The organism is Variovorax sp. P2_H12 (assembly GCF_056403395.1).
On sequence record NZ_JBFUFO010000021.1, the window covers coordinates 49,882 to 72,920 of the forward strand.

Consider the following 23,039-nt stretch of genomic DNA (forward strand, 5'->3'; position numbering starts at 1 on the left):
AGGTTGGAGTGCCGCCAATTTAAAATATTCCGTCCAGATGGTCAATCTTATTCCTGCTGTCCCGCAAAAACATTGCCGGCATTCACTGGTAAGCACGGGTTGACAAAGCTTCGAACGGCGTCTGCTAAAGTCGGAGAACACATGCAAGGCGAGACATGGCGCGCACCAAAGCAGAGAACTTCGACGACGTGAAGGAGCAGATCCTCACCGCAGCGGCCCGACTGTTTGCGGACAAGGGGTTTCGCAACACCAACATCATTGACATTGGGCAGGCATGCAATGCATCGAAGTCACGCATGTACCATTACTTCCCTTCCAAGGACGTGATGTTGCAGGAGATGCTGGAAACGCATGTCTCTGGTCTTGTCAACATCGCCAAGCACGTCGGCGGGGCCGAGCTGCAGCCGGCGCTCAAATTCCGTGAGTACCTTCACGTGCACTTGCACTACTACTTCGAACACCAGGACCGGCACAAGGTGCTGATCGAAGACTCGGACCATCTCCCCGCGGAGGCACGCGCTTTCGTGAAGCGGGCTGAGCACAAACTGGTCAGTATCCTGGCGGTCATCTTGGCGGAACTCAACGCCGATCGATTCAAAGACCGCCAAGTGGCCACTTCGCATGCCATGCTCATCTACGGCATGCTGAACTGGACATACACCTGGTACAAACCGGCCGGCAAGTTCAAGCTCGATACCCTGGTCGAACAGGCGAGCGATCTCTGTTTGCACGGGCTGCTGTGATTCGTCGAGAAAATCCCTATTCCAGACCTGTGGCCTTTCTTCGACGGGGCCCAGTACTCGCTGGCCAGCCGCGTGCTCAACATCCCTTCCACACAGGGCGGCGACGTTCCTGCATGGCGAGCCGCCCCTCCCTAAAGTCCTGGCTGTCCATGGTTCGCTGTTGGCGGCTTCGGATGCGCGCCAAATCGACATCGCCACGGGCGAGCTCATTCAGCGTCTGCTTGAGCGACTCCAATGCCAGCGGCGCAAGCGCAGCGATCTCTGATGCCAGTTGGTTCACCCGCCAGGGAAGGTCTTGAGATGGCACCAATTCCTGCACGCACCCCATCTTCAACAGCGTTGCAGCGTCAAGCGCTTGCGCAGTGAGCAACGCGCGTTTGGCAGCCGTTACCCCCAGGCGCGACACGTAGCGCATCAGCCCACTCGGATAGAAATGCAGGCCCAGCGCCGCGGCGACCATACGGAGCTCGACGCCCTCGGCTGCCAAGGCAAGGTCGCAGGCCAACACAAGATCGGTCGCGCCGCCGTAGACACTTCCATTGAGCATGCAGATCGTGACAGGTCGCAGTTGCTCCAGTTGCTGCACGAGCTCCTCGAAGTCGTCCGGTGCGGAGCCGCTGTGCAGATCGCCGAGGTTGTAGCCCGCGCTGAACACAGGCCGCTGCGGCAGCACGTCGGCCCCCACCACGACAACCCGGATGCTGCGATCGGCGTCGATGCGGCGAAACAGCTTCGCAAGCTCGATCAAATCCTCGTTCTGCAGACGATTGCGTTGTGACGCCCGCGCGAGGGTGATGCGCGCGATGCCATCGCCCGACTCGAACCGGGGCAGGCCGTCTAAGGTAGGGATCATGGTTCAGAGTGAAATTGCTTCGGCCTGCATGGCCGCAGTGGGTTTGAGCGCGCGTCGCTTGCGCTTGGGCAGTGGGAGAAGTGCAGTCAGGACAAAGGCTCGTCATCCTCGCTTACAACATATGAAAAGGCCAATAGGGGCACCCACCGGCAGCACCAGCGACGGTCGTCGAGCGCGGGAAAAGAATGCATCCGGCGAGCGGCTCAGAACTTCTGCGAAGTCCCGCCCCCCAACCGCAATGTGCTCCGCTGCCAGATCGCAGGACCGAGCACCGCAGCTAACACCAACCCCCGTCCCCAGATCGGGAATGCCCAACTGCTCACACTGGTGGCGTCAAGCATTCGGCTCCTCCACCCCACACAAAAATACCTGTTTGACATTGCGACTTCAGTTGAAAGCAATAGCCTCGCCGGGAGAATGGTGCGACAGTCAGCGCCAATGCGCGTAGATGGCTCGCCGCGACTGTGCGCAAATTCATCGGTCGGCGAGCCGCCGCTATTGAGAAAGGGGCCCGGCGGGGCCAAGACCGACGCGCTGTGCCTCGAGGTCAAACGCATCGTGCATCTCAACATTCGCCAAGTTCGCGTCCGGGCCAAACTCCTTGAGGACCTTCTTTTTCATCTCCTCGACGTCGCACAGTCTGACACCCGGAATCCAAGGTCCGGCAAGTTCGATCATCACCTTGCTCAGAGGCAAGCGACGCTTGATCAGGTCAAGCACTTCGCGCTTCACCTCTCCATCCTCGACGAGCTCCGCCGCTTCGATCAAAACGATTGCCGCACCAGATTCAAGGCAAAGCTCGGCCTGCTCGATCAACAGTGCGGGGTTGCTTTGGGACTCCTTGGATCCCACTTCCCCGATCACCTCCAGCCCCGCGCTGACGGCGCGCTCGATCTGGCGGCGACGCTGCTGCGCAGACAAGGGGACCAGATTGTCGGAAATCTCCAGCGTCGAGAAGCCGAGGCTCAGCGCCTCTTCATAGAAGTGCCCAAGCTTGGCTTCGCCTTCGGTGGCAAAAACGTACTCGTGGAACTGCCCTCCGAGAAAGGCCTTGACACGCGCCTGCCGGTAAATGCGCAACTTGTCTACAAGGGTCGCCCGATCGTATAGGCGAGCCGTACCGCACTTGAATTTCGCGAGGTCGATGAATGCGCCACAGGTTCGTAAGACATCCTCGAGCTGCCCATTTGGCAGACCATTGTCGATAACCATCGTGAGGCCCGTCGCACGTGGCTTCTCTCGTGTGCGTTTCGGAGTCAATGCCAAGAAGGAGAATGGTTCCATGCTGCATGTCCTTGCGTAAACGGAAAGGCATCGGCACTGCAAGCAGCGGTTTGTCCGGTGCCGCTGGCCGCGGTTCAGAGAGTCGGAAGATAGGCGTCAAGCGAAAGCGTGATCGCCTTCTCGGTGGTGAAGCTCTCCAGCATTCCCTCCAGCGAAAATTCACGACCAATACCGCTCTTTTTGATCCCGCCGTAGGGTTGCCCCAGGATCTGGCCGAGGCCGCGATTGACCTGCACCCAGCCTGACTCGATCGACTGAGCCGTGCGCAGCCCGAGCTGAAAGTCCTTCGTCCAGACATAGGCGGCCAGGCCATAGTGGCTCGCATTGGCCATTTCGATCGCGTCATCCACATCCTTCCAGGGAATGACCATCAGCACCGGTCCGAAGATCTCTTCCTGCGACAGGCGCCAGTCGTTCTTTCCAGGCGCGAAGATCGTGGGCACCGCGTAGTAGCCCTTCGAGAGCGGACCCTCTCTGGGCGGCAAACCACCCAGCAAGGGCTTGGTCAGCCCCATGCCTTCTTCGATATAGCTGCAGACGCGGGCGTGCTGCTTCTGGTTGATGAGGGAGCCAATGTCGGTGGCCTCGTCGAGGGCATCGCCGATCGTGAGCTCCTTGGTTTTCTCTACCAGGGACGAAACGAAGGAGTCGAAGATGCGTTCGTGCACGAACAATCGCGATCCCGCTGTGCACGACTGACTCTGCCGGGTGAAGCGCATCGAATCCATCACGCCCTTCACCGCCCAGTCCTCGTTGGCGTCGGGAAACACAATGGAAGGGCTCTTGCCGCCAAGTTCGAGCGACACCGGGGCAATGTTGTCGGCAGCCGCTCGCATGATCGTTTGCCCCACCGCGGTGGAGCCGGTGAAGGATATCTTCCTCACCTGTGGATGTTGCGCGAGCGCCGCTCCGGCCTCCGCTCCGTAACCGGTGAGCATGTTGACCACTCCTGGGGGCAGTACCTCCGAGCAAATTCGCGCAAGTCTAAGCGTCGCCAGCGGCGCATCCTCGGCGGTCTTGACCACAATCGTATTGCCGGCGCAGATGGCCGGCGCCACCTTCAACGCAGTGAGAAGCAGCGGCCCATTCCATGGAACGATGGCGGCAACAACGCCGAGTGGCTCGCGTTGGGTGAAGCTAATCACGTTCGAGGCCAACGGGATCGAATGCCCTTTCAACTCGCCTGCGAGGCCGCCGAAGTAGCGGAACACGTCTGCCGCAAAACGTGCTTCCGGCCGCGACTGCGTGCGGATGGCGTTTCCGGTCTCGCACGCTAGCGTTCGCGCCATTTCCTCCGCCTGCGCGTCCAGCTGATCTGCGATGCGCATCAGCAGCCGCCCCCTCTCCCGGGGTGCGGTCCGACGCCAGGACGGAAAAGCCTCAGCGGCCGCTTTGACCGCAAGATCGACGTCGATAGCCGAGGCGCGTGGAACGCGAGCAATAGCCTCCCGCACGCAGGGATTCTCGACCGCAAAGGTCTCCCCGCTCGCAGCCTCGACCCACTCGGCGCCGATCAGCATTTTCTCGTGGGCCTGTGTAGTAGTGCTTTCGATCATCTCGTCTCGTCCTTCCATGTTCCTGCCTCGGCATACCGCAGAAACTGCTGCAGCATTCGATTGAAGATTTCTGGCTCTTCCCGCATAGGCACGTGACCCGTGCGCGGCAGCACTGCCAGCTGCGCGCGCGGGACGATCTCCTTCAAGAAGACCCCGGTTTTCAGGCAAGCCTTGTCCTCGTCGCCTGTGATCACCAGCACCGGCACATCGATTGCCGCGAGGAGATCCCGCTGGGCGTGCAGCGATTCGCGCGCAGCCTGAGCCCTGAGAATGCACTCAGCGGCATACGCGTCCATCTGGATGCAGAAAGCCTCGAATTTCACGAAGGAGAGCGGATCCTTCTCCCGGAGTAGGCGTCGTGAGCCAGCCAATGCATAGGCGCGGCCGGCCGATTCAGCCCCCTCCCGACGGAAGCGCTCCGCGAATTCGACGGCGCCACGTCGAAAGGCTTCCTGGCTGTCCGGGGGCGAGCCCGAGCCCACTGCGCAAGCGACGATGCTCTTGACCCGTGCGGAGTGCCGCAGGGCAAACTGCAAGGCGACGTACGCCCCCATGCTCGTACCCACCAGATGCGCCGCCTCGATCTCGCATGCGTCCATGACAGCGATCAGGTCGTCCACTGCATGGCACGTGGAGTAGGCGTCCGGCGACTGGGGCACGTCCGATGGAGGATATCCGCGAGCATTGAAGGTCGTGCACCGCCACGCCGCGGCCAAAGCGTGGACTTGCGGCTCCCAGGAACGTCCATCTCCGGCAAGCTCGTGCAGAAAGACGACAGGCGGCCCAGCACCAATGGACGTGCAATGAAGCCGGACCGCACCGCTGTTGATGTACGTCATCTAAACCGCCGGCAGTAGCTCCACCGCTCCAATGGTGGTGCGGTGCATAAGGCGATACAGGGGAGCTTTGTACCCGCCGGTGGCCGAGTGGTTGGTGCACCGGTTGTCCCAGAGATTGGCATCGTGCCGGCGCCATTTGTGACGGTAAACGAAGGACTCCTTCTTATAGTGCTCGTTCAAAGAACCGAGCAAGTCATCGCTCTCTTGCTCCGACACACCCAGGATCCTTGTGGTGAAGCCTTCGTTCAGGTACAACGCCGGCTTGCCAGTGTCAGGGTGCTTGATTACTAATGGATGGGTGACGTCCGGCAGATGCGCCGCCAATGCGTAGATTTCGCTCTGACCGGGCGTGAGCGGCTGGCCATACTTGCGTTCATACCGAGCCGGAAATTCGCTCATGTTGTGGACGGCCTTTAGTGTCAATACCTGCTCGCGGATCTTCGCGGGCAGCCCTGCGAACGCCAGGTACATGTTGGAATACAGTGTGTCCCCCCCGGTGTCCGGCACCTCACGGCCGTACAGCATTGAGGCCGCCGCGGGCTTTGCGAGATATGAGAGGTCCGTGTGCCAGTAGGGCGTCGACCCCTTGGCCATCGGCTGTCCTTCCTTCACGATGTTCGACAGCACATAGATCTCTGGATGCTCCGGCAGCAGGAACTTCTTGGCGAAATGGATTTGCAGTGGCCCGAGGCGCTCGCTGAACGCCATGTGCTGCTCCGGTGTGAGTTCCTGATCGCGAAAGACAAGCAGCAAATGCTGCAGCCAAGCCTGTCTGATCTGCTCAAAATCCGCATCCGACAACGGCTTGGCCAGATCCACGCCGATCACTTCGGCGCCCATCACGGGGGAAAGGGGTTTGATTTGAAAATTCATAGCTGCTCCTATTGCTTGGGCCCTGCACCCTTGGTCTGTTGGATCAAAGCTCCCCAACGCTTGTACTCAGCGAGTACCCAATCGCGCGTGTTTTCTGGAGAGTTGTCTTTTGGTATCACCACGCCGAGTTCATCGAATCTCGTCTTGACCGATGGCTTGGCTAGCGCACTGAGGGTTTCCCTAGAAAGGGTATCGACGATTTCACGCGGAGTTCCTCTTGGGACACAGAACAAGGCCCAGCCTACCGCCTCGAATTCCGGCACCGTTTCCGCCACAGTAGGCACCTGCGGGAACAATGCCACGCGGGTGCTGGAGGTCACCGCCAGTGCGCGCACCAAGCCGTTCTTGATAAACGGTGCTGCCGCTGTCAGGGAGTCGAGTGACGCGTCCAAAGTGCCGCCGATCAGGTCAGTCATTGCTTGCGAAGACCCCTTGTACGGCACGTCGTTGAATCTCGAATTCGATTGAGTCTTCAAAAGCGACAGTGCGAGACGTTGGACCTCTCCGCCCGAGCCAACGGCGACATTGGCAGCCGACGTGCCCGCATCTAGCAATTGCTTCAAGTTGACGAATTTTGAGTCCGGCCTAACAACCAGTACGAGCGGCGCCTTCCCAATCACCGCCACATAGTCAAAGTCGCGGGTAGGGTTGTAAGTGAGATTTTCAAGCTGGTGCGGAGCAATCGCGAGATTGCCAGAGGTCCCCACGTGCACTGTGTAGCCGTCCGGCTTTGCACGGGCCGAAATGGACGCGGCAATCGTCGCACCGGCTCCCGGCTTGTTGTCAATAACAAAGGCTTGTTTCAAGGACTTGCTAAGCTCGTCAGCGACGGTGCGAGCAAATATGTCGGTCGCCTGACCTGGAGGAAAACCAACCGTCACTGTCACCGGCTTGTTCGGCCATGCGGGCTGCGCCCATGCAGCGCGAAATTGCGTCGCAGTCAGCAGTGCCGTCGTGAACGCTCTACGATTCACTGTCATTTTTGTCTCCTGTCCTTATCCAAATGCTGTCGTGGAATTGATGCGCGAGGTAGCCACGCAGCAGAAACATCGGTTGCACCGCCGGCGGACCGTCTCCCACTGAGGATGGCGAAGGGCGCTCCCGTGCGGGTACGTTGAATTTCCAGCGTGACAGCCCCGTCAAATGACCCCGGCCACACGAAGGCTGTGTATTTCTCCGGAGGCGTAACCCAGCTCCTTCAGTATTGCCTCCGTACTCTCGCCCCTGTCCTCCAGCGGCGCTGTCACCGTGGGAGGTGTGCGCGACATCTCGACCGCTTGCCCGACGACATGGAGCTTTCCGCGACGCGGATGCAACATCGGTTTAGCGATCCCAATGTGCTTGACCTGGGGGTCGTTGAAGACTTGGTCCATGGTGTAGACCGGTCCGCATGGCACGTCAGCCGCCAGGAGCTTGTCCACCCACTCCGCAGCGGTCCGCGTCTGAAGTAGCACGGAGATTCGCTCGTTAAGTTCCTGCCTGTTCGCCACGCGGTCTGCGTTCTTGTGGAATTTGGGAGCAGTGGCCATATCCGGATCACCCAGCGCCTCGCACAGCCGAACCCACATGGCTTCGCTTCCAGCTCCGATGTTCAAGTAGCCATCGCCAGTGCGGTATGCGGAGGTCGGCATGTTGGTGGGATGGTCATTCCCAACACGCCCGGCGACGACACCGTCGGCGAGATAGCGCGCAGCCTGAAAATCCATCAGGTTGATACCAGTGCTCAATAGCGAAGTCTGCACCCATTGTCCGCGACCGCTGTGTTCCCGCTCGAAGAGCGCCGCCAGAATTCCGATCGCAGCGTAAAGGCCTGCTCCGACATCGATCACTGCCGCCCCAGCCCGAGTTGGTTCGCCGGAGGGATCACCAGTGGTACTCATCAGACCGCACATTCCCTGCAGGATCTGGTCAAAACCCGGGCGATTGCCGTAGGGCCCATTTTGGCCAAAACCGGAAATGCTCGCCAGAATGATGCGGCCGTTGATGCGGTTCAAACTCTCATAGTCGAGGCCGAGTCGGCGCTTGACATCGGGTCGGAAGTTTTCCACGACTACGTCCGACGTCGCCACGAGGCGGTGCATTACCTCCCGGCCACCATCGGACTTGAGATCGAGCGTGATGGAACGCTTGTTGCGATGCAGGTTCTGCATGTCGGCGCCATCTCGTTCACCGACGTACAGCTCCTCTCGAGCCGCACCGATAGGCGTCTCGATTTTGAGCACTTCGGCGCCGAAGCCCGCCAGATGCATTGCGCACACAGGACCGGCTCGCGCTTGACTAAGATCCAGCACTCGCAGTGGCGCGAGTGCACCTTGCTTGACATAACCTCTCATGCTTACACGACTCGCTTTTCGTATGGGACGACACGATTACGGCACGGTCTTCCTGATATATCAACGGTCAGCACAAAGGTTTGCGCTCACTAGTTGGCTTGGAGCGGTTACGCGCGCAGGTGCGCGTCAGCAGACAGGTATGTCGATCTCAAGGCACACATTTTAAATTGCCTCGATTCTTATAAGGGCCGATACGGCTACCTCCGTTTGACGACAGCGCTTCGTCGAGGGAACGCATGGTCACCTTCGTCGCCGAGACCACGCCCGAAGTGGGTCGAGGAGCCGGGCCACTGGGGCTTCCACAAAATGCTTCAGATGGGCTCAGCACGCGTGCGGCCGCTGCGCGTCGAGGTGGGGCCGGCGGCCTGGCCGCGCGGTGGCACGCCGCCGTGGCTGATCTTCGTCACGCCGTCGCACCAGTACCCTCTGGTTCGGTCATGAGCCTGGCGCGGCGGCGCGAGTTGCTGGACTTCGCGCGCGCACCGGGCAGCTGGATCGCGAAATGCTTGCGCTGAGTGAAGGACACATGCGACGCGAGCACAGCTCGAGCTTCGCAGCCGCTACAGCCGGCCCTCGGATGTTCAGATGTAGATGGTGGACTGAACACCTATGATCGCCGCCTTTGGGATTGCCGCGACGTCTTTGCTGCAATGGTCGCTGAGCTTAGAGCGCACGGACTACAGGCTCGAAACGCCGGTTCGTGATCGACGCCACCAGCGCCTCCATCAACCGATCGACTCGCTCGTCAGCGGCCTCGACCGTGTGCCATTTCTCGGTAAACGCCGTCTGGGTGGCGCCGGCGTCGAGGTTCAGCGTCGACAGCCAGCGGTAGTAGGCAATGCTCCACGAGGTCTTGCCGGGGTAGCGAATGTCGTGGCGCAGCAAGAAGCCCTTGAGTTGGTGTCGGGCCTGGACGCGGCTGTTGACGGCGTCTTCGCGCGCCCGCGCCAAGTCGCGGATCGCTCCGTCGCCAGGCTCGGGTATCCACACCGCACTGAACTGTCCGACGCGGGAGCACTCGGCCAATTGAATGCAGTCACGTCAATCGGCTTGACTCGGTCGCCCGGACGCCGCGGGATCTGCGAAGGGGCAATGATCTCGCAGAGGTAGCCCCTTTCCTTCAAGGCGCGTTGCAGCCCGAGGCCGGTCGGTCCAGCCTCATACACGATGTGCAACTGCTCGGCGGATCCGATCTTGGTCAACACTTTCAGAAGCTTGTTCAGATCGTGCGTCACCTTGCCAATCAAGGTGCCGGTGCTCGACCCAACTCGGCCGCGCCAACACTGATGCTGTCCTTATGGACATCCAGGCCCACGTGAAACTTGGTACGCTCTTTCATGGTCGGTCTCCTTGTGTTGCTGACGACGAAAGTCACAGCATGTAGCTCTACACGCCTCGGCGTTCAATCTACGATGTTGGAGCCGGCCGCCTACCATGGGACGGCGACCATCATGTCTATTTGCAGATGCTCCGGATCTTATTCAGTTCGATCACTGCGTTTTTGAACCCATACTCGTGATTGTCACTTACGTAGTAATACACCATATTGTTTGGAAGAAGGACAAGGCCGATGCCGCCGAATCCGGACATAAAGGGAATCCACTTCGCATTTGGGCAGACAGCCGCGTCTGAATCCGGGCTGCCCGCGTCCCAAGCCCAGAAGCCGTGCAGATACTTGTAGCTGGCGGCGCCGGCGGTCAGACCGTGGTTGCTGGTTCTTTGCATGGCTTCGTCGTAGAGGGTGCTGTCGAGCATCTGGACACCGGCGATGGACGCGTTGTTCTTGTTCAGGAATTCACCGATCTTGACCATGTCGTCATGGTGAAAGGTGAGGCCATAGCCGGTAAAGGGATGGGCGACGCTGTCGATGACACGGGTGGAGGTCCAAGTGGTTGGGCTCATTTTCAGCGGCTTCCACAGCTCGGTCACCAGCATATCGCGGTAGTAGTCCTTGGTATCGCCTTCCCAATGTTTATAGATCATGTTGAGAGCGGAGCCGAGCAGAAAGGTGTCGGAGGTGTGATAGACCCAGGTTGTTCCAGGCGTGGACATCCTGGAATAGCTGCAGGCATGAGTGGCTTTCTCGCTGTACGTATTGACGCTGAAGAAATTGCTGTATGCGTTTGCGGAGCGTTCGTCCACCTCATAGCCGGTACTCGCATAGTTGCCCGTCGCCATGTCCAGCGTATTCAGTAGTGTTACTTCCCTCCATTGGTCGCCGGAGCACGGCCCTACCGTCGCTTGTATGGTCATCGCGCTCTGAACACCTTCATACTTCTTCTCAATCCGCATCAGGCCAATGGCCCCAGCCACCGATTTGGCCAGCGAGTAGGAGGGCAGGTCGATGACATCGCAAAACGGATAGGTTCCATAGCGTGTTTCGCAGCCGCCGACGTAGTTGATGCCGTCAGTGGCAACTCCCCAGAGGCTCCTGGCAGAAAGGGATTGTTCGCTGCCGATATTTGCTGGCACGATTCCAGAGGCGGGGAAATCAGTGGCTAACTGATCGATTGGCCTGGTCGGCATGCGTGCGGCGACTTCGGTCTGGTAGGCGGCGATTGTTTCGGCGGCGTTGTCGATGGTTTGTGGCGTGTAGCTAGCCGCCGCAAGGCCCCACATATTGAATTTGAAGTACTGGCACGTCTCGCCAGCGATCTGGTAGGCAACTTTGCTGACGCTACCGTCAGACTTGAAGAGAAAGCTCATCACCCCGTTATGGGTGCAGTTCGCGCCTTTCTCCTGCAGGGAAAAAGGCATAGCTGCGCGGGCGTAGCCTTGATCGTTCGTTTCCTTCCAAACCCGACCCGGTTCTAGGATGTAGGACCAATTTGGATGGGTGGTGCTGATCAAGCCGCGCGCGACGGGGACGATGTGCGTTCCGGTCTGAACGAACTGAAAAGAAAAGGCGGGTAGGTGGCCCGGATCCTGGTAAAAAACGGCACGCGAGGTGCCCTGTTCACTGAAGCTACCAGTGGTGCCGAGGTTATTTAGCTTCAGTGTGCCCTCGAAAGTTTGGCCGGGGTTGGCTGCGTTCGTTGGAACGGCAAAGGCGCCATAGTCGACCAAGCTGGCGGAGCTACCCATCAAGGTGGCGTAGCTGAGATTGGCGGCGGTGCGGGCGACCGCGCCGGTACCTGACAAAGGCGCATAAAGAGGCGCATAAGATTCGATGTTATCAACCTGTCCTCCTGTTCCGCGGGCACTCAGCGCCCCAGCCACGCATGCGGCGGCGCACAGCGTTTTTAGAAGTTGAAGGCTTGTCATTATTTGTTTCCGATTTGGATTTTTGGACTGCCTAAAGATGACTCAATAGTCACCCCTGCAATTCGCCTGTAACCCTCCCTCATGAATGCTCACGTCCCGGCGTCAATCCTGCTGCCGTATCCCCTGAGATCCAGCGGCCTCAGAAGCGGGCGGCGATCGTGCCGTCGGCTCCGATGTTGTTGGTCTCCAGAGCGAACTTGCCGGTCAGGCTCTCGGCCACCTGCTTGCCGCCGCGTACGCCGAACACCGACGGCGTGTTGGGGCCGGACATCATGTCCGGGTTGGCGGTCTTGGTGTGGCGGCCACGCGGTCGCTGGCTTCCTTCTCGACGCCCTTGTTTGACCAGCTCGTCGAAGGCCGGGTTCGAGTAGTGCGACAGGTTGAACACGGTCGGCTTCTCGGTGCGGAACAGGCCGATCAGTCAGTCCGACGGCGTGGCGTAGGCCGGCCACCAGGTCATTGAGATCATGTTCGGTACCGACTCGAATTTCTTCGCGTCGTCCCAGATCTTGCCCCGGGGTCCGGGTTTGAGCTCCAGCTCGACGCCGATCTTCTCCAGGTTGGCCTTGAACAGCAGCAGCGAGTTCTTTTACTCCTCGCTGTTGCTGATGTAAGCCGCGGTGAGCTTGCGCTGCTCCTTCGGAACGCCGGAAGATTCGATCAGCTGCTTTGCCTTCGCCACGTCGAACAACGGGGTGTTCAGCTTGGCGTCGTAGGCCCACATGCTCGACGGGGTGATGCCCTTGCCGCCCCGACCAATCCCTCGTGTGCGTAACCCATTGGGGTGCCATGCCCCAACGGCTCAATGGAGCTTCACGCGCGGGCGGGTGCGGCGCGTGAAGAAGTGCCCGAGCATGTTGAGCACGACCCGTGCCGCGCCATGCAGCACGTGCTGGTGCATCTGGTAGAGCGACAGGTACATCACCCACGCGAAGTACCCGTCCAGCCACAGAGTTCCCCCCTTCAGGCTGCCCATCAGGTTGCCCACCGTGCTGTAGCGCCCCAGCGAGACCAACGACCCGAAGTCGCGGTAGTGCCAAGGCTTGAGCGGTCGGCCGCGCAGCCGGCGCGCCAGGGCATCGGCCACATGCGTGGCCTGCTGGTGCGCGGCTTGCGCGCGCGGCGGCACGGTAGCCGGCTCGCGGCCCAGCCATGGGCAGGCGGCACAGTCGCCAACGGCGAACACGTGCTCGTCCTGCGTGGTCTGCAGCGTCGGCAGCACCTTCAGCTGGTTCAATGCATTGGTTTCCAATCCCAGCCCGGTCAAAAATGCCGGCGCGCGGATGCCCGCGGCCCACACCACCAGCTCGGCATCGATGCGCCGGCCGTCGGCCAGCTGCACGCCCTGCCCGTCCACCGCGGCGACGCGGGCGCCGGTGTGCACGGTCACGTGCTGGGCCTGCAACTGCCGCAGGGCACCGGCCGACAGCCGCTCGGGCAGCGCCGGCAGCACACGCGGGCCGGCCTCGATGAGGTGGATGCCGATGTGCCGCGCATGGTCGAGCCGGTCGAGGCCGTAGCTGATCAGCTCGCGCGTCGTGCGCTGCAGCTCGGCGGCCAGTTCCACGCCGGTGGCACCGGCGCCGATGATGGCCACCTTCAACTGCCAGGGCGCCAGGGGCGAGCTCTGCGCATGGGCGCGGATGCAGGCGTTGACCAGCCGACGGTGGAAGCGCTCGGCATCGGCCGGTGTCTCCAGCGCCACCGCGTGTTCGCGCACGCCGGGCGTGCCGAAGTCGTTGGTCTGGCTGCCGACCGCGATGACCAGCGTGTCGTACAGGAACTCGCGCGCCGGTGTCACCGGCCGACCGTGCTCATCGAGATGCGGCGCCACCTGCACGACGCGGCGGTCGCGGTCCAGCCCGGTCATCTCCCCGATGCGGTCGGTGAAGCCATGCCAGTGCGCCTGCGCCATGTAGCTCAGCTCGTGCAGGCCGAGGTTCATGCTGCCGGCGGCAATCTCGTGGAGGTGGGGCTTCCAGAAGTGGGTGCGGTTGCGGTCGATGAGCGTGACGTGGGCACAGCCGCGGCGGCCCAGGCGATTGCCCAGCCGCGTCGCCAGCTCCAGGCCACCGGCGCCCCCCCCAACCACTACGATGCGATGCACGGGGCTGGCCATCGCGTCAGGGGTACAGGCCGCGTTCCTGCCGCGCCGTCAGGATGCGCGAGCAGGCCACAACGAAGGCCGCCGTGCGCAGCCCGATGCAGTGCGTGTCAGCCGTGTGCCAGATGTGCCGGAAGGCATCGAGGATGATCTTGTCCAGTCGCTGGTTGATCTCCTCCTCGGACCAGAAGAAACTGGAAAAGTCTTGCACCCATTCGAAGTACGACACCGTGACGCCGCCGGCATTGCAGATCACGTCGGGCACCACGGTGATGCCGCGCTCGGCCAAGATGTCATCGGCCCGCGGCACGGTTGGCCCGTTGGCGCCCTCGAGCACCAGCCGCGCGGCCAAGCGCCCGGCCCGCTCCGCGGTCAATTGACCTTCCAGCGCGGCCGGAATCAGCACCTCTGTGGGTACGTCCCAGAAGGCATCGTCGCCCAGCACCTCGGCGCCCGCAAAAGCATGCACGCCGCCATGCTGTGCCACGTGGGCCTGTAGCGCCGCCACGTCCAGGCCGCCGGACTGGTATACGGTGCCGGTGTGGTCCTGCGCTGCGACGATGCGCGCGCCGGCCTGCGCGAACAGTTCAGCCGCCACGCCGCCGACATTGCCGAAGCCCTGCACCGCGACGCGCGCGCCGGCCAGCTCGATGCCCAACCGCTGCATCGCCTCGCGGCCGGTGACGAACACGCCTCGCCCGGTGGCCTTGACGCGGCCCAGCGAGCCGCCCAGGTGCAGCGGCTTGCCAGTGACCACGCCGGTGGCGGTGGCGCCGGTGTTCATCGAGTAGGTGTCCATCATCCACGCCATCACCTGTGCGTTGGTGTTGACGTCGGGCGCCGGGATGTCCTGCTGCGGCCCGATAATGATGCCGATCTCGCTGGTGTAGCGCCGCGTGATGCGCTCCAGCTCCTTGATGGACAACCCCTTCGGGTCGACGCGGATGCCGCCCTTGGCGCCGCCGTACGGCAGGTTCACGGCCGCGTTCTTCACCGTCATCCAGGCCGACAGCGCCATCACCTCTTCCAGCGTCACATCGGGGTGGTAGCGCACGCCGCCCTTGCCGGGCCCGCGCGACAGGTTGTGCTGCACGCGGTAGCCCTCGAAGTGGGCCACCGCGCCGTTGTCCAGCTCGACCGGGATATCGACGATCAGCGCGCGCTTGGGGCGCTTGAGCGTCTCGGCCCAGCGCGCCAGCGGGCCGAGGTACGGCACGACGCGGTCGACCTGCGTGAGGTAAGTGCCCCAGGGGCTGACGGCCGTGGGCTGGACATAGGACAGCATGCCTTTGACGTCGTTGGCGTTGGCGTCGGCCAGTTCGGTGGAGGTGGTGCGGTGGTTCATTGGATGCGGCTCACAGGCCCGCCAGGGCCACGTATTTGGTGACGAGGTAGTCGTCGATCAGCTCGGCGTTCTCGGCACGGGCGGCGTAGAAGGTCTGCTGCACCGCGACGCCGCGCGGCGTGGCCTCGTCCTTGCGACGGCGCCAGTCGGGGTTGTTCGGCGGCACGCGGTCTGCATCGGCGGCCTGCGGGGCGGCAAGGTGGGTGGTCGACATGTAGACGCCAGTTGTTCGCCGGCGCGCGGGCAAAAAAGCGCCCGCCGGCTGCGTACCGCAGTGGTACGCCGGATCAACGCCCTCCAGAACGGTCCGCAAGCCGATTTACTCCGCACCACCTTGCAATGAACAGGGCGTAGACCGCCGTCACGCGCTGCAGGCTCTCGATCGATACCCATTCGTCGACGCCGTGAATGCTCTCGCCGGTGGGCCCGTAGCAAGTCGACGGGATTTTTCCGTAGAGGTGAAAGAACTTCACGTCGGTCGTTGCCGTGAAGGCAGTTGTTCCGGGCTGGGCCTCCAACAGGTCCTGGTGGCACTGCATCAAGGTGGAGATCACGGGCGCTTCCATGTCAACCACGACGCCCTCGGATTGAAATCCGCCGTAGACCACCTCGTACCGGACGTTGGCGGCGCGCGGATGCCGGGCGTGCGCTGCCTTCAGCAATGCTTCGATCTCGGCCTGCACCTCAACGACTGGCCGCCCCGGGTAGTAGCCGATTCGCAGGTCCGCGCGGCAATGCGTGGGCACCGATGAGGTCCACTCGCCGCCCGCCAGCCGGCCAAGGTTGAAGTTGATCGGGTGCGCATGCTCGCAGTACATCGGATGGCGCGCTTCGGGCTGGTTCCACTGCCGCTCCAGGGCGCGCAGTTCGTCGACCAGGTATTGGGCGAACTCGGTCGCGGCAATGCCCTCCTGTGCACGCGACGCATGCACGGGCACGCCAAAGACTTCGATCGCCATCCACATCACGCCGATCTGGGCAGTCATGACGCATTCCTGGCTAGGCTCCGGGATCAGTGCCGCATCCGCCGTGTAGCCGGCGACGAGGCAGGCCAGCGCACCGTTGCCGGTGCACTCCTCCTCGATTACAGACTGCAGGTAGAGCGGCGCTGCCGGTTCGAAGCCAAGCTGGCGCAACGCCTTGAACGCCATCGTGTAGGCGACGATGCCCGCCTTCATGTCGGCAGCACCACGCCCGTAAACGCGATCGCCGACAATGCGCGGCTCGAAGGGCGGCGTCGCCCACAGCTGCGGATGGCCGATTGGCACCACGTCAATGTGTCCGTTCAGGATCAGCGAGCGACCGGTTGTGGCGCCACGCGGTCTGTGCACGCCCACCACGTTGCGTCGGCCGTGGTATGAAATGAGCGAAGGCGAGTAGCCTGGATGCTGCTGGATCTTCGATTCATCGATCTCGAACTCATCGACCTTCAGCCCGAGTTGGTCAAACTTGCGCGCCATCACGGCCTGCGCCGGGGCTTCCTCCCCCAGCAGCGACGCATGCGCCACCAGTTCGCACAGCATGTCGACGCTCTCCCCTTTCAAACTGCGGACGGCGCCCAGGATCTGCTGTTCATTCAAGGTGCTCGAGGTCAAGGTGCTCATTGCGTTCCTCCATCGCGCTGGCGCGCATTCACAATTACTCGCCGCGCGCCGGCAGCGTCAGCGGTCCCAACTCACGCAAGCTTCGCGAATCGGCCGGCGGGTTCGCGTAGCACGGAAAGTCGACGCGCGTATCGCGAAAGGACTTCAGCATCTGGCCCAGCCCGTTGATCCCGCGCCTGCGGGACGCGCGGACCCGCTCCAGGTCGAGCGTCACCGGAATGACCTCGTTGTGCTCGCCGGCCTGGTGGATGACCTCGCCTTCGGGCCCGACAATGATCGAGCGGCCGTTGCCAAGCTCCCCCGCATTGTTGATGTCCACAAAGTAGCACTGGTTCACGATGGCGTTCGCCTGCGCCAGCACAAGCTCCTGGGCACGATCGGTCGTGCTGGTGAGCGTGGGATGCAGGATGACTTCCGCCCCTTTCCACGCGAGAGCTCGGGCCACTTCCGGAAACCATTGGTCGTAGCAGATCGACAGGCCAAAGCGCCCGACCTCCGGCACGTCGAACACCACGCATTCCCTGCCATGGGCGACGCCGGCTTCGTAAGGCAGAAACGGATAGATCTTGCGATAACGGGCAACGGTGATGCCCGCCGGGTCGATCGCGATGGCGGTGTTGTAGATGCGGTCACCTTCCCGTTCGTACAACGATCCGGGCACGAGCCAGATGCCGAGCTTTCGGGCGAGCGCCTGATAACGCGCCTCGGTCGGTCCCGGCAATGGTTCGGCGCTGCCGAGCGCCGAGCCGAACGAGGCAAGTTCAGGCAACAGGACCATCTGCACCCATGGAAAGCGCTTCACCGTCGACGCGATTTCGCGCTCGATGCGGTCTCGATTGTCCCCGGGCGCCAGGGCGAGTTGCAGGCCAGCGATAGAGAAAGGCTTCAAACAGGGTCTCCAGGAATCGACTCGCGCGGTCGGGGTCGTCACACGATCGAATCGTGCAGCGCACGGCTGTACGGGTGCTCGGGACGGGTATAGAACTGCTGCGCGGAAGCGACTTCCACCAAGTCGCCCGCGCGCATGACCGCGATCCGGTGCGAGACGTAGCGGGTCGCCGCGAGATCGTGCGAAATGAACAGTGCGGCGAAGCGGTGCTGCTGTTGCAGGCCGCGGATCAGATTCAGGATCTGGCTCTGCACCGAGACGTCGAGCGCGCTCACTGCCTCGTCGAACACGATAAACCGTGGGCTCGTGATCAGCGCCCGTGCGATCGCCATGCGCTGGCGCTGCCCGCCCGACAGCTCGCCCGGGTAGCGGGCCGCGAGCTCGCCGTCGAGGCCGACCTCGGCGAGCATGGCGGCGACCCGGCGCTGTCGCTCGGCGCGGTCGCCGAGTTTCTGGATCAGCAACGGCTCGGCAATCGAGGCGCCGCAGCGCAGGCGAGGGTTCAATGCCCACTCCGGATGCTGGAAGACCACCGACAGCGCGCCCTGCCGCCGCACGACGGGATCGAACGGCTTGCCTTCGAACAGAAAAGTCCCGAAGGTGGGCCGCACGAGGCCGAGCATGATCCTCCCCAGCGTTGTCTTGCCCGATCCGGATTCGCCGACCAGGCCGACCGTTTCGCCCGGGGCGATGTCGAGGTCGACCCGATTGACGGCGGGTACGGGGATGCGGTGCCAAGGCGGACCCTTGCGGTAGGTGACACCGAGTCCGCGCAACTGGATGGTAGGTTGGGCGGTGACCATCACGTCGCTTCCAAGGGCTTGGCAGGAACAGTGTTGCCGTCGAGCGCAAAGTGGCACGCGACCACCCGTCCTCGCAGGTTGACGTCAGCCGGGCGCTGGCTGTGACAGATCGGCTGCGCATGCGCGCAACGCGCCGCGAATGCGCAATTGGTTGATCGCTGGTGCAGCACGGGCGGCACTCCGGGAATAGGTTGAAGCTGGCCACCGGGGCCTTCGTTGCCGGCCGCAGCCCGCACCAACGCCTGCGTGTAGGGGTGACGGGGCGCGGCGAAGACCTGGCGGCTCTCGCCTGACTCAACGACGCGGCCGCCATACATGACGAGGATGCGCGCGCAGCGCCGGGCGACCATCCGCAAATCGTGGCTCGTGATCACCAAGCTGGCGCCAGTGTCGCGGCCGAGCGCCATAAGCAAGTCGAGTATCGCGCCCGTGATGGAGGCATCGAGGGACGCGGTCGGTTCGTCGGCGATCACGACCGCGGGGTTGCGCGCGATCGCCAGGGCGATCACCACCCGCTGCGCCATGCCGCCGGACAATTCGTGTGGGAAGCAGGCCGCCACCCTGGCGGGATCGCTCAGGCTCGCTTTCGCGAGCAGTTCGATGATGCGGGCCGAGCCGGAAGGCAAGTTCAGCGCGAGGGCAATCTGGCGGCCAATGCGCATCGTCGGGTCCAGCGCCAACATCGGGTTTTGGAAGACGAAACCGAGCCGGTCGCGTCGGACGGCGCGCAGTTGCGCGTCCGTGCAGCGCAGAATCGAACGGCCTTCGACCAAGACGTCGCCGCCGTCGAAAGTTGCATTCGGAGCCAGCAAGCGGCCGATGGTCATGCCGAGTGTGGACTTGCCTGACCCACTTTCCCCGACGATGCCGATCGTCTCGTCGGCGGCGATCGCAAGGCTCACGCCATCAAGTGCGCAAATCGAGCTGTCGCGCGACGCGTACGACACTACGAGATCCCGGATTTCAACTCGTTTCGTCATGTCAGTGGCCTCCCACGCAGGGGCTCCAAACCATCCCGGATAGCGTCGCCAAGCAAGTTGACGGATGCGATCGCTAACGCCAGCACGACGCCGGGGATCAATACCAGCCATGGCGCCACCGTTAGGTAGACGCTCCCGAGTCGGAGCAGCGAGCCGAGCGACGCGCTCGGCGGTTGCACGCCCAGCCCGAGGAAGCTCAGGCCGCTCTCGATCAGCATGCCGACCGACAGCGCGTAGGTCAGCTGGACGATGGCCGCGCCCATGACGTTCGGCAGGATGTGTACCACCATCACGCGCATCGTCGACGCGCCGGCGATGACCGACGAGACGACGAATTCGCGCTCCCCTACTGTGAGCGACACTGAACGAATCACGCGAATGAACAGCGGCAGCGTCGCCGTGGAGATCACGACGATGGCAGATGTGCTGCCCGGGCCAATCACGGCGGCGGCGAGCAACCCGAACAGCAGCGCCGGAAAGGCGAACAGCACGTCCGCGCAGCGCGCGATCACACTATCGACGGCCCCGCCCAGATAGCCGGCGGCGATACCCAGGAAAGCGCCGATGACTGCGGTGATGACCACCGCGATCGAGGACAGCAGGAAGGTCGCACCAATGCCTTCGACCACGCGTGGCAGATAGTCCCGGCCGAGTTCGTCGGTGCCGAAGAGGAACTGTGCAGTCGGCGCGCCGAGCCGTACACCCGCGCCGATCGCCGTCGGATCCCCAAGCGGCAGGTGGGGGCCGAAGACGCCGAGAAACAGGAACAGCGCGAGCAGGCACGCACCGAGCAGGCCGAGCCGGTCACCCCCCAGGACGCGCAGCGCAGCGCGGCTAGACAGTAGCTTCACGTGCTGGCCCTCTTAGCGCCAATGCGTGGGTCGATCAGCGCATACGCCACGTCCGCGAGCATGTTGAGCGAGATGAAGGCAAATGACGCCACCAGCACACCAGCCTGCACCACCGCGTAGTCGCGGCTCTCGAGCGAACTGAAGATGTAGTACCCGACACCGGGGATCGAGAACAGGATCTCGGCGATGATCGCGCCACCGAGCAGGAAGCCGAAATAGGTAGCAGTCACGGTGACGATCGGGATAGCCGCGTTGCGCAGGATGTGGTGCCGCACGATCTGGTTCGGCGTCTCGCCACGGGCCACCGCTGCCAGAATATGTCCCTCGGTCATCACCCTCAGGACCGCATCCCGGGTGGTCCGCAGGATGAGGGCGATGCCGAAGATGCTGAGGGAAGCGGTGGGCAGCACGACGGATCGCAGGTTTTCCCAGGGGTCCTGCATCAGCGGAACGAAGCCGCCTACCTTCAGGCCCAGCGACCAACGCGAGAACAGGAATATCAGAGCGCTGCCGAGCACGAACTCCGGCACGCTGGCGCCAAGTGCACCCACCAGCCGGCCCGCCCCCCCTGTTCCGCTGGCGCTCGATCGAATGCCGCTGGCGATCCCGAGCGGAAAGCCGACGCCAAGCGCGAACGCCAGCGTCAGCACTGCGATTTCAGCCGTCACTGGCAGCCGACGGAGCAGCTCGTCAATCACGGGGCTCTTGTTCACCATTGAAACGCCGAAGTCGCCGCGCATCAGCGCCGTGAGCCACTTGAGGAACTGGATGGGCACAGGCTGATCGAGTCCGTACTTCGCGCCGATTATCGCGCGCGCCTCCGGCGTGGCGAAGGGTCCGAGAAGGACATCGGCGTAGCCGCCGGGCAGCAGGCGAAGCGCGACGAAGACCATCAGAGCGACCCCGAGCATCGTGATCACCGCGATCCCGAGCCTCGGCGCAAGGAAGGGAATCAGACGCGCGCTCACTGCTCGAACGCGAGCAAGCTGCCGATTCCGTGGGTGTGCTGGCGCAATCATCGCTTCGAGCCGAACTCGGCCACATACTGGAACGTGTTCGAGGAGCCGGACACCGGGTCGAGCCGGATGTCCATGGTGTCGCCTCGATGCACGATGAAGTCCACCTTGGTGACCAGCGCGAGGATGTTCGCTCCATCGTCGATCATGCGGCACACCTCGGCCAGCTGGGCGTCGCGCTCGGCGCCTTCAGGGGCACTCTTCGTCTTGTCGAGCAAGTCGGCCAGCGCCGGGACGTATTCTTGGAACACCGTATTCCAGACCGCATACTTCGGGTTCCACCAGGCCACAACCATGCTCGGGTCGCTGTATCCGGCCAGCCACGACAGGGAGGCATCGAACTCACCCTTGTTGAAGGTCTTGTTGAGGTATTCGGCCGCGGGCATCTGCTGGATCTTGATGTTGATGCCGACCTGCCTCACGTTCTGCTGGATCACCTGCGCAATTCGCGCGTAGATCGGGTCTGCGGTTGAGGCGATCACCTCGACATCCACGCTTTGCTTGCCGGCCGCGGCCATCAGCTTCTTCGCCTTGTCCAGCCGCTCCGCGCGCGGCAGCCGGTAGGTGTCGACGTCCCTGCACGCGTTCTTGCCGAAGGCGCTGGGTACCGGGTAGTCGGGTTTCGAGGCGCCTGCAAACACGATGTTCGCGATCGCATCGCGGTCGATCGCCAGATTCATCGCTTGGCGAATCCGCTTGTCTTTGAAGGCCGACTTGTCCGACAGCGCGTTGATGTCGAGGCGGTAGTAATTACTCGTCGCCTGTGTGTCGACGACCAGGCGCTTGTCACCGGCCACCAGGCGGCCGATGTCCGGATTGGAAAACGTCGAGTAGTCGATCCGGCCGTCCCGCAACGCCGCCACGCGCGCCGCGTCGTCCGGGATGATCAGCACATTGAGTTTGTCGACTTTCGGATAGCCCTTGCGCCAGTAGTACGGGTTGCGCACCAGGGCCCAACTTTCCTTGGGCTTGTAGGCGCTGACCATGAACGGGCCGGAGCCCATGAGCTGCTTGGACGGATCGTAGCTGCCATCCTTCAGCTCCTTCATCGGGATGACCGCCGCCGTGATGTGCGCAAGTGCCGGCAGGAAGGCAGTGTGCGGTTTTTCAAGCTCCACGCGGACAGTGTGCTCGTCGGGCGCGGACATCGACTTGATGACCCCAAATTGACGGGACCAGTACGACGAGATCTTACCGCTCGCCTTCTTCGCGTCGTCTTCGGTCTTCGCCGCCGCCACGCCGGCCGCATTGATCTCCACGCCCGTGATGCGCTCAAGGCTGCCGATCACGTCGGCTGCGACAACCGGACGACCGTTGGACCATTTTGCGTCCCTGCGCAGCGTGAGCGTATAGCTGGTCGGCGACGTCTGCTTCCAGCTCTCAGCCAGCCCAGGACGAAGCCTCATGTCCTTGTCGATCGTGAGTAACGTCTCATAAACCATCTCGTATATCTGCCATGAGTTGACGGTACCCGCGACGTGCACGTCCATGCTGTCCACGTCGCCGCCGACGCCCCAGCTGAGCGCCTTTTGCGCCAGCACGGTGCAGGGGGCGAAGAGGATGGCGGCGGCGATCAAGGTCGCCGCGCCGCGCTTGCCACAGGCGAGCATAGGAATCTTCATTGGGAACGCTCCTTTGAGTAGGTCGTCGGGTTCGCGCCAGCGCGTGGTTCGACTGTCATTTCAGTGCCGTGCGATTATGT

22 protein-coding genes are annotated in these 23,039 nt (G+C 62.6%); 1 reads left to right on the top strand and 21 read right to left on the bottom strand.

Features of this window, described 5'->3' with window-relative positions; genetic code table 11:
- The first annotated feature begins 155 nt into the window (after nucleotides 1-155).
- Complete coding sequence (locus AC1DYK_RS16460; RefSeq protein WP_478167298.1) at nucleotides 156-743, top strand: TetR/AcrR family transcriptional regulator; 588 nt, start codon at nucleotides 156-158, stop codon at nucleotides 741-743.
- Nucleotides 744-819: 76 nt separating this feature from the next.
- Here AC1DYK_RS16460 and AC1DYK_RS16465 read toward each other — a convergent pair whose 3' ends face one another.
- The 21 genes from AC1DYK_RS16465 to AC1DYK_RS16565 form a co-directional block, all read right to left on the bottom strand.
- The gene (locus tag AC1DYK_RS16465; RefSeq protein WP_478167299.1) at nucleotides 820-1,596 is read right to left on the bottom strand and encodes an enoyl-CoA hydratase/isomerase family protein; all 777 of its coding nucleotides are present in this window, start codon (nucleotides 1,594-1,596) and stop codon (nucleotides 820-822) included.
- Between the two features lie 495 nt (nucleotides 1,597-2,091).
- Nucleotides 2,092-2,880 (bottom strand): phosphosulfolactate synthase, encoded by a 789-nt coding sequence (locus AC1DYK_RS16470; RefSeq protein WP_478167300.1) that lies wholly within the window; start codon nucleotides 2,878-2,880, stop codon nucleotides 2,092-2,094.
- Nucleotides 2,881-2,954: 74 nt separating this feature from the next.
- Nucleotides 2,955-4,436 (bottom strand): aldehyde dehydrogenase family protein, encoded by a 1,482-nt coding sequence (locus AC1DYK_RS16475; RefSeq protein ID WP_478167301.1) that lies wholly within the window; start codon nucleotides 4,434-4,436, stop codon nucleotides 2,955-2,957.
- On the bottom strand, nucleotides 4,433-5,275 hold the full coding sequence (locus AC1DYK_RS16480; RefSeq protein ID WP_478167302.1) for an alpha/beta fold hydrolase: 843 nt from the start codon (nucleotides 5,273-5,275) through the stop codon (nucleotides 4,433-4,435). The genes AC1DYK_RS16475 and AC1DYK_RS16480 overlap by 4 nt, the downstream gene beginning before the upstream one ends.
- Nucleotides 5,276-6,148 (bottom strand): TauD/TfdA dioxygenase family protein, encoded by an 873-nt coding sequence (locus AC1DYK_RS16485; RefSeq protein ID WP_478167303.1) that lies wholly within the window; start codon nucleotides 6,146-6,148, stop codon nucleotides 5,276-5,278.
- Nucleotides 6,149-6,156: 8 nt separating this feature from the next.
- Entirely contained in the window at nucleotides 6,157-7,128 is a 972-nt protein-coding gene (locus AC1DYK_RS16490; protein ID WP_478167304.1) for a Bug family tripartite tricarboxylate transporter substrate binding protein, read from the bottom strand.
- A gap of 159 nt (nucleotides 7,129-7,287) precedes the next feature.
- Nucleotides 7,288-8,481 carry a CaiB/BaiF CoA transferase family protein gene (locus AC1DYK_RS16495; protein WP_478167305.1) on the bottom strand — a complete coding sequence of 398 codons (1,194 nt, stop codon included), beginning with the start codon at nucleotides 8,479-8,481 and terminating at the stop codon, nucleotides 7,288-7,290.
- 663 nt (nucleotides 8,482-9,144) lie between these two features.
- Nucleotides 9,145-9,507 (bottom strand): hypothetical protein, encoded by a 363-nt coding sequence (locus AC1DYK_RS16500; RefSeq protein WP_478167306.1) that lies wholly within the window; start codon nucleotides 9,505-9,507, stop codon nucleotides 9,145-9,147.
- Between the two features lie 429 nt (nucleotides 9,508-9,936).
- Complete coding sequence (locus AC1DYK_RS16505) at nucleotides 9,937-11,745, bottom strand: serine hydrolase domain-containing protein (protein ID WP_478167307.1); 1,809 nt, start codon at nucleotides 11,743-11,745, stop codon at nucleotides 9,937-9,939.
- A 139-nt stretch (nucleotides 11,746-11,884) separates the two neighbouring features.
- Nucleotides 11,885-12,133 (bottom strand): hypothetical protein, encoded by a 249-nt coding sequence (locus AC1DYK_RS16510; protein ID WP_478167308.1) that lies wholly within the window; start codon nucleotides 12,131-12,133, stop codon nucleotides 11,885-11,887.
- Between the two features lie 201 nt (nucleotides 12,134-12,334).
- Nucleotides 12,335-12,469, bottom strand: a complete 135-nt coding sequence (locus AC1DYK_RS16515; protein ID WP_478167309.1) for a hypothetical protein — start codon at nucleotides 12,467-12,469, stop codon at nucleotides 12,335-12,337.
- Nucleotides 12,470-12,547: 78 nt separating this feature from the next.
- Nucleotides 12,548-13,864, bottom strand: coding sequence for an NAD(P)/FAD-dependent oxidoreductase (locus AC1DYK_RS16520; protein ID WP_478167310.1), 1,317 nt, complete (start codon nucleotides 13,862-13,864; stop codon nucleotides 12,548-12,550).
- Nucleotides 13,865-13,868: 4 nt separating this feature from the next.
- A complete protein-coding gene (locus AC1DYK_RS16525) occupies nucleotides 13,869-15,134 on the bottom strand; it encodes a Glu/Leu/Phe/Val family dehydrogenase (protein ID WP_478167346.1) in 1,266 nt (421 codons plus the stop codon).
- A gap of 70 nt (nucleotides 15,135-15,204) precedes the next feature.
- Nucleotides 15,205-15,408, bottom strand: a complete 204-nt coding sequence (locus tag AC1DYK_RS16530) for a hypothetical protein (protein ID WP_478093458.1) — start codon at nucleotides 15,406-15,408, stop codon at nucleotides 15,205-15,207.
- 73 nt (nucleotides 15,409-15,481) lie between these two features.
- Nucleotides 15,482-16,798 (bottom strand): M20 family metallopeptidase, encoded by a 1,317-nt coding sequence (locus AC1DYK_RS16535; protein WP_478167311.1) that lies wholly within the window; start codon nucleotides 16,796-16,798, stop codon nucleotides 15,482-15,484.
- A gap of 34 nt (nucleotides 16,799-16,832) precedes the next feature.
- Nucleotides 16,833-17,687, bottom strand: coding sequence for a carbon-nitrogen hydrolase family protein (locus AC1DYK_RS16540; protein WP_478167312.1), 855 nt, complete (start codon nucleotides 17,685-17,687; stop codon nucleotides 16,833-16,835).
- Between the two features lie 38 nt (nucleotides 17,688-17,725).
- Nucleotides 17,726-18,490, bottom strand: coding sequence for an ATP-binding cassette domain-containing protein (locus AC1DYK_RS16545; RefSeq protein ID WP_478167313.1), 765 nt, complete (start codon nucleotides 18,488-18,490; stop codon nucleotides 17,726-17,728).
- Nucleotides 18,490-19,470 (bottom strand): ABC transporter ATP-binding protein, encoded by a 981-nt coding sequence (locus AC1DYK_RS16550; RefSeq protein WP_478167314.1) that lies wholly within the window; start codon nucleotides 19,468-19,470, stop codon nucleotides 18,490-18,492. The genes AC1DYK_RS16545 and AC1DYK_RS16550 overlap by 1 nt, the downstream gene beginning before the upstream one ends.
- Nucleotides 19,467-20,321: an ABC transporter permease gene (locus AC1DYK_RS16555; protein WP_478090063.1), complete on the bottom strand. Its 855-nt coding sequence runs from the start codon at nucleotides 20,319-20,321 to the stop codon at nucleotides 19,467-19,469. The genes AC1DYK_RS16550 and AC1DYK_RS16555 overlap by 4 nt, the downstream gene beginning before the upstream one ends.
- Entirely contained in the window at nucleotides 20,318-21,289 is a 972-nt protein-coding gene (locus AC1DYK_RS16560) for an ABC transporter permease (RefSeq protein WP_478167315.1), read from the bottom strand. Before AC1DYK_RS16560 ends, AC1DYK_RS16555 begins: the two co-directional genes overlap by 4 nt.
- A 47-nt stretch (nucleotides 21,290-21,336) precedes the next feature.
- On the bottom strand, nucleotides 21,337-22,959 hold the full coding sequence (locus AC1DYK_RS16565; RefSeq protein WP_478167316.1) for an ABC transporter substrate-binding protein: 1,623 nt from the start codon (nucleotides 22,957-22,959) through the stop codon (nucleotides 21,337-21,339).
- Nucleotides 22,960-23,039: the final 80 nt, after the last annotated feature.